Genomic DNA, 231 nt, shown 5'->3' with positions numbered 1-231 from the left:
CGACGCGTTAACTTATACCCTGATTACTTAAAGCCGAAAAAAGAGCTCCTGACACTAAAAAATATCGCGTTATCTTGGGGTGTCGCGGCTGCGGCCATTCTACTCTCTTACGGCTATGTGACTTGGCAGAGCAGTGGTCTAGAAGATGAAATTGCTATTGTAAAAAGCAAAGGCGATATCATGAAGTCAGAGCTTGAACGCTATCAAGTCAAGCTACGTAAGCATCAACCC

General features: G+C 44.6%; 1 pseudogene. It reads left to right on the top strand.

From position 1 onward, the window contains the following. A pseudogene (locus tag FTW16_RS17930) lies at positions 1–231 on the top strand (MSHA biogenesis protein MshI); the annotation flags it as partial.

This window comes from Vibrio sp. T20 (assembly GCF_007858795.1).
Lineage (GTDB): Bacteria > Pseudomonadota > Gammaproteobacteria > Enterobacterales > Vibrionaceae > Vibrio > Vibrio satsumensis.
This window is presented reverse-complemented; position numbering and strand designations above follow the sequence as displayed.